At 34.8% G+C, this 6,215-nt stretch carries 3 protein-coding genes; all 3 read right to left on the bottom strand.

Annotation, left to right across the window (positions count from 1 at the left end):
* Nucleotides 1-668: 668 nt before the first annotated feature.
* Nucleotides 669-2,612, bottom strand: a complete 1,944-nt coding sequence (locus ES677_RS14720) for an OmpA family protein (RefSeq protein WP_148381658.1) — start codon at nucleotides 2,610-2,612, stop codon at nucleotides 669-671.
* Nucleotides 2,613-2,621: 9 nt separating this feature from the next.
* A complete protein-coding gene (locus ES677_RS14715) occupies nucleotides 2,622-3,566 on the bottom strand; it encodes a PorP/SprF family type IX secretion system membrane protein (RefSeq protein WP_148370263.1) in 945 nt (314 codons plus the stop codon).
* 10 nt (nucleotides 3,567-3,576) lie between these two features.
* A partial coding sequence (locus ES677_RS14710) for a gliding motility-associated C-terminal domain-containing protein (RefSeq protein WP_148381657.1) occupies nucleotides 3,577-6,215 on the bottom strand: 2,639 nt, incomplete at its 5' end.

Below are 6,215 nucleotides of genomic sequence, written 5' to 3'. Positions count from 1 at the left end.
GAGAAAGATGAACAAGGAAAATGGTATTTCACTAATATCTTTATAAAAAAATAAATAATAGTTTACTTATATGTCGAAGAGCCGAGTTTTATAATTCGGCTCTTTTTTTATGTCTAAGTCATACCTTACTAAAAGTAATACTATATTAAATCTTTTCTATAAGGTTTAATGGATCCCTACTTTAAGTAGAGCCGTTTTAATAGTCTGGACAATTAATTAAAAAACCTACAATAAAAGAGGAATAAAGTAACTCGCACGTGAAGTTGAAAATAGTATCAATCTTAAAAGTAGTCTTTAGACACCTGTTGTGGTTACGCTAAAGCTAATATAAAACAAGATTAAAATGCCTTTAGTGAACTCTACAACGTACAAGGGGAAGATCGTTAAAGATATGAATAGTAAAGAAATGCTAATCTCACTGGCAGCTTTAATTTATCTCGAGCGCAACAAAAGGCGGGCTAACAATAGCGAATGTATTAAACTATCTGCTTTGCAGGTCATAAAATTTTCGAACTTTACTAAATGTACCTCCAACCCTTTGTAAAGAGTCCACATCATTAGATTAGAAATAATTATGACATAAATTAGCCTGATTTCTCACAATTTTATAAATAAAAAAAAGAACTGTTTTTAGCAGTTCTTTTTCATTTTTTACTTCAGAATATACTTTATTCTAATTCGTAGCCCATAGTTATAATAAATTTGGAGCGTCTATTTTTTTGATGTTCTGCTTCGGTACATTTTGTATTATTATCGCATTCATTAATTAATTGCGACTCACCATAACCAATAGCACTTTCAATTCGATCTTTGTTGATACCTCTTGAAATTAAATAATCTCTCGTAGATTTAGCTCTTCTATCGGAAAGATTCATATTATAATTATCTTTACCACGACTGTCTGTATGTGATTCAATTTTGATAACCATTTGGTTATGTTCTCTCATAACCGCAACAATATTCTCTAGTTCGTAGGCCGCATCAGGGCGAATAGTAGATTTATTAAAGTCGAAGAAAATAGGGTTAATCACAATTTCACTTTCAATAATTAGCGGATTTAAAAATAAGTCGATTTGCGTTTCTTCATCATTATTGACTGAAGTCGTAAACTCTCTGCGGTCTGACCGATACGTTACTTTTTCGGCGAGTACAATATATTTTTTATCGCAAGAAACTTCATTGAATTCATATTCTCCGTTAGTATTTGATGTCATTGTTTCAATAACCTTTCCTGTACCATCCATCAACTTTACGCTCACTTCAGAAAGCGGAAGCTTATTTATATTATTTCTTGTAATACCTTGAATAATCTGTGTGCATTCTAATTTTTCGAAGGCATAGATATCATCTCCACCTTTACCATTTAATCTGTTAGATGAAAAGTAACCAGTATTCGTTTTAGAGTCTATAAAGAAGGCAAAATCGTCGTAACCACTATTAAAGGGTGCGCCTAGATTTTTAACATCGATATCTTTAACTTTTACTTTTAATATATTTGTTTCGAAAATATCTAAAAGACCAAGGTTTATGTTAGCATCAGAAGAGAAGTAAAGCGTAGAATCTTTAGCCACGAAAGGGAAGTTTTCTCTTCCTTCGGTATTAATTATATTACCTAAATTCTTCGGTTCACCAAAAGTCCCGTCGTTGTTTATGGCTACCTTATAAATATCCGTTTGTCCGAAGCCTTCTTCTCTATCAGAAACAAAAAATAAGGTTTTATTATCGGGACTTAGGGTAGGGGAGCCGTTAGAAAACGCATTACTATTAAAAGGTAAATCTTCAACATTTGTCCATTCGCCATCTATTAATTTAGCTTTAAATATTCTTAAATTAGAAGTCCCCCCTCTATCATAAGAAGCTCTACTATTTTTTTTGTTAAGATTATCTCTAGTAAAATATAACGTTTGTCCATCCGATGTAATCGTTAAAGACGCTTCATGGAATTCAGAGTTAATCGCTTCAGATTGGATTTGACTAACGTTAGAAATTACTTTTTGTGAATTTTTAACTTTAAGTTCAGCTTGATAAATATTTAAAAAGGGTTCTTTATTCCATTGGTATAATTTGTCTTCATCTATAATTGAATCTTTAACACGAGTGGATGCGAAATAAAATAAGTTATCACTCTCAAAACCACCAAAATCGGAATAAGGCGTATTCAAATCTAAATTTCTAAATTCTATATATACATTATCTGTGTTTTCAAGAGATTTAAAGTTTTCTATATTAAAAACCTCATTTTCTTTAATACGGTTATCATTACCTTTTCGTTCTCTAAATACTTCAGTCCATTTATGAGCCTCTTCATATTTATTAAGACTTCGCAAAGTTTGAATATACTTATAAATATATTCAGGATTAACTTTGTTGTACTTTTCTACAGCTTTCTCATACCAAACATTTGCTTCTTTTACATTAGAATTATTGTAATAACAATCTCCAATTCTAGTAAGAACGTGTTCGCTACTATCTCCTTTTTTAATAGCTTCTAAATATAGTTCTGTAGCTTGTTTATAAGCATAATCTTTAAAAAAGTTATCGGCTAGCTTTACTTGGGCATTCATAAAAGAACACACAATAAATCCAAGGATTAAAAATATTTTATTTTTCATAATTTTTAATTAAAAGTATCTTGGTGATTTGATACGACGAGAAGGTTTAAACACCTCGTACATTAATACTATTTCGTGAGTTCCTCCAGTGTATGGTCTTAAATCCGATAAGAAATGTTCGTAGGTATAACCTATTTTTAGCTCTCTAGAAACTTGCAGGTCTATTTGCGCTCCAAGAGTAGCGGTATCTTTATTGTAACGGTAACCACCACCTAACCATAGTTTTTCGAAAAACAAAAAGTTTAAGTTTCCATCTATAGATAAAGGTGCACCGTTTGTTGCTTTTACTAAAAAGGAAGGTTTAAGTTTTGTAGTTTCACTAAGATCGAATACATATCCTCCAGTAAAATAATAACCTATACGCTCTACAGCTACATAATCAATGCTAGGGTCTCGTTGGCTTTCGTTATAATTTGTATTTAAAATTCTAGGTGCAGAGAGACCTAAATACCATTTGTTAGTGTCTAGAAATAGACCAACACCTACATTAGGGTTCCATCGGTTTGTAAAATCACCAAAAAAGGGATCGGTGTAAACGTCTTCTTGATCTAAGAATCCGACAGTATCTAAACTATAGTGTGTAAACCCACCTTTAAGTCCAAACGCAAGTTTTGTTCTTTCATTTAGTCTAATGGTGTATGAAAAATCGGCGTAAGCAAAAACAAAGTTTTCATACCCTAATTGATCATTAATAATAGACAAACCAATACCTATTTTCTCTTTTTCTAGAGGTGTATGAATTGATAACGTTTGTGTACTAGGAGCACCTTCTAAACCTACCCACTGACTTCTTTGAAGTCCCACAATGCTTAACGTTTCTCTACTTCCTGCGTAAGCGGGATTAATAGAAATTGTATTAAACATATATTGCGAGAATTGGGGTAGTTGCTGTGCAAATGATATTGAAAAGCACATAAAAGCAACAGCAAAAATATATTTAGATAAATCTTTCATTTTTAGTTAATTATTTTGTTCCAATATAAAATGGTCCAGTTATAGGTTTCAAACCACTGTCTCTAAGTGTTACGACGTAGTAATAAGTTCCGTTAGGTAATTGCCCATTATTACCAATTGAAGAGTCTGGTGAAATAGCACTCCAATCATTTTGATAATCATTAGCCTCGAAAATAATTGCACCGTAACGGTTAAATATTTTAACATCTACAATGAAATTACATTCTTTTGTTCCTTCAATAGAGAAAAATTGGTTGTATCGATCTCCGTTAGGTGTTACTGCTTTAGAAATTGATAATCCTTCACCGTTACCGCAAGGTAATACAATACACTCGTCATTTAATCTAATTCTAACCTCAGTCGTGTCTAGACATCCATTATTTGATAAGGTATACGTAAAAATGTATTCTTCTAACGCTAAAGTTGAAGGATCAAAAACTCCTGAATTATCAACGATAACATCAGAATCCTGAGCAATCCAAGTGCCACTTAAATCTGTACCATCTTCTAAAAAATCGAATAGATTTATATCACCATCACCGGTACAAAGCTCCTCTGTAATAACGTTTATAAAGTTTTCGCTGATAATATTTATCTCTTGTGTAAAGATTGAAGTGTTACCACAATCGTCTGTAGCGGTCCATTCTCTAACAATAATATAATCGTTACCATCACCATTAAATGAATTTGTTTCATTAAACGTGACGTCTATTGTATTTGTAGAGCAATTATCTGTAAATTCTAAACTAGGAACTCCTGGTATATCAGAACAGATTACGGTAATACTTGTTTCTAAATCTGTTACTAAATTAGGCGCCGTAGTATCCTCGATGTTAATTATTTGCTCTTGAGTTGTTGTGTTTCCACAAGCATCTGTTACCGTCCAAGTTCTTATGAAAGACGATTCGTTAGCACAAGATCCGGCAGTCGATGTTCCATCAGAATACGTCGCTTCTAATGTGTTAGTATCACAATTATCAGCTTCATCAGAAACATCACCAGTTACTGTTAAGTCGGTAATATCTTGATCACATTCTAAAGTCACTTCAGTAGGAACCGTAAAGGTTGGCGCCGTAGTATCTTCGATGTTAATTATTTGCTCTTGAGTTGTTGTGTTTCCACAAGCATCCGTTAGCGTCCAAGTTCTAATAAAAGAAGACGCGTTAGCACAAGAACCAGCAGTTGAAGCGCCATCAGTGTATGTTGCTTCTAAAGCAGCGTTTCCACAGTTATCAGCTTCATCGGTAACATCACCAGTTACTGTTAAGTCGGTAATATCTTGATCACATTCTAAAGTCACTTCAGTAGGAACTGTAAAAGTTGGCGCCGTTGTATCTTCGATGTTAATTATTTGTTCTTGAGTTGTTGTGTTTCCACAAGCATCTGTTAGTGTCCAAGTTCTAATAAAAGAAGACGCGTTAGCACAAGCCCCAGCAGTTGAAGCGCTATCAGTGTATGTTACTTCTAGAGCAGCGTTTCCACAATTATCAGCTTCATCAGAAACATCACCAGTTACTGTTAAGTCGGTAATATCTTGATCACATTCTAAAGTGACTGCAGCAGGAACCGTAAAGGTTGGCGCCGTCGTATCTTCGATGTTGATTGTTTGTTCTTGAGTTGTTGTGTTTCCACAAGCATCGGTTACTGTCCAAGTTCTTATGAAAGACGATTCGTTAGCACAAGATCCGGCAGTCGATGTTCCATCAGAATACGTCGCTTCTAAAACAGCGTTTCCACAATTATCAGCTTCGTCAGAAACATCACCAGTTACTGTTAAATCGGAAATATCTTGATCACATTCTAAAGTCACTTCAGTAGGAACCGTATAGGTTGGCGCCGTAGTATCTTCGATATTAATTGTCTGTTCTTGAGTTGCTGTGTTTCCACAAGCATCGGTTAGTGTCCAAGTTCTAATAAAAGAAGACGCGTTAGCACAAGCCCCAGCAGTTGAAGCGCCATCAGAATACGTCGCTTCTAAAGCAGCGTTTCCACAGTTATCAGCTTCATCGGTAACATCACCAGTTACTGTTAAGTCGGTAATATCTTGATCACATTCTAAAGTGACTGCAGCAGGAACCGTAAAGGTTGGCGCCGTCGTGTCTTCAATATTGATTATCTGCTCTTGAGTTGTTGTGTTTCCACAAGCATCGGTTACTGTCCAAGTTCTAATGAAAGAAGACGCGTTCGCACAAGATCCAGCAGTTGAAGCACCATCAGTGTATGTTGCTTCTAGAGCAGCGTTTCCACAATTATCAGCTTCATCAGAAACATCACCAGTTACTGTTAAGTCGGTAATATCTTGATCACATTCTAAAGTGACTGCAGCAGGAACCGTAAAGGTTGGCGCCGTTGTATCTTCGATGTTGATTGTTTGTTCTTGAGTTGTTGTGTTTCCACAAGCATCCGTTAACGTCCAAGTTCTAATAAAAGAAGACGCGTTAGCACAAGATCCAGCAGTCGATGTTCCATCAGTATACGTCGCTTCTAATGTGTTAGTATCACAATTATCAGCTTCATCAGAAACATCACCAGTTACTGTTAAGTTGTTTACATCTTGATCACATTCTAAAGTCACTGCAGCAGGAACCGTAAAGGTTGGCGCCGTAGTATCCTCGATGTTTATGGTTTGTGTTTGCGTATTATCGTTTC

Source organism: Bizionia gelidisalsuginis, assembly GCF_008086185.1.
Classification (GTDB): Bacteria; Bacteroidota; Bacteroidia; order Flavobacteriales; family Flavobacteriaceae; genus Bizionia; species Bizionia saleffrena.
The sequence above is the reverse complement of the archived record's forward strand: the minus strand, read 5'-3'. Positions and strand labels throughout refer to the sequence as shown.

Bases quoted from the DNA above. Each gene is read 5' to 3' on its own strand.
- ES677_RS14715 (WP_148370263.1), bottom strand. From the start codon at position 3,566: ATGAAAGATTTATCTAAATATATTTTTGCTGTTGCTTTTATGTGCTTT.
- ES677_RS14720 (WP_148381658.1), bottom strand. From the start codon at position 2,612: ATGAAAAATAAAATATTTTTAATCCTTGGATTTATTGTGTGTTCTTTT.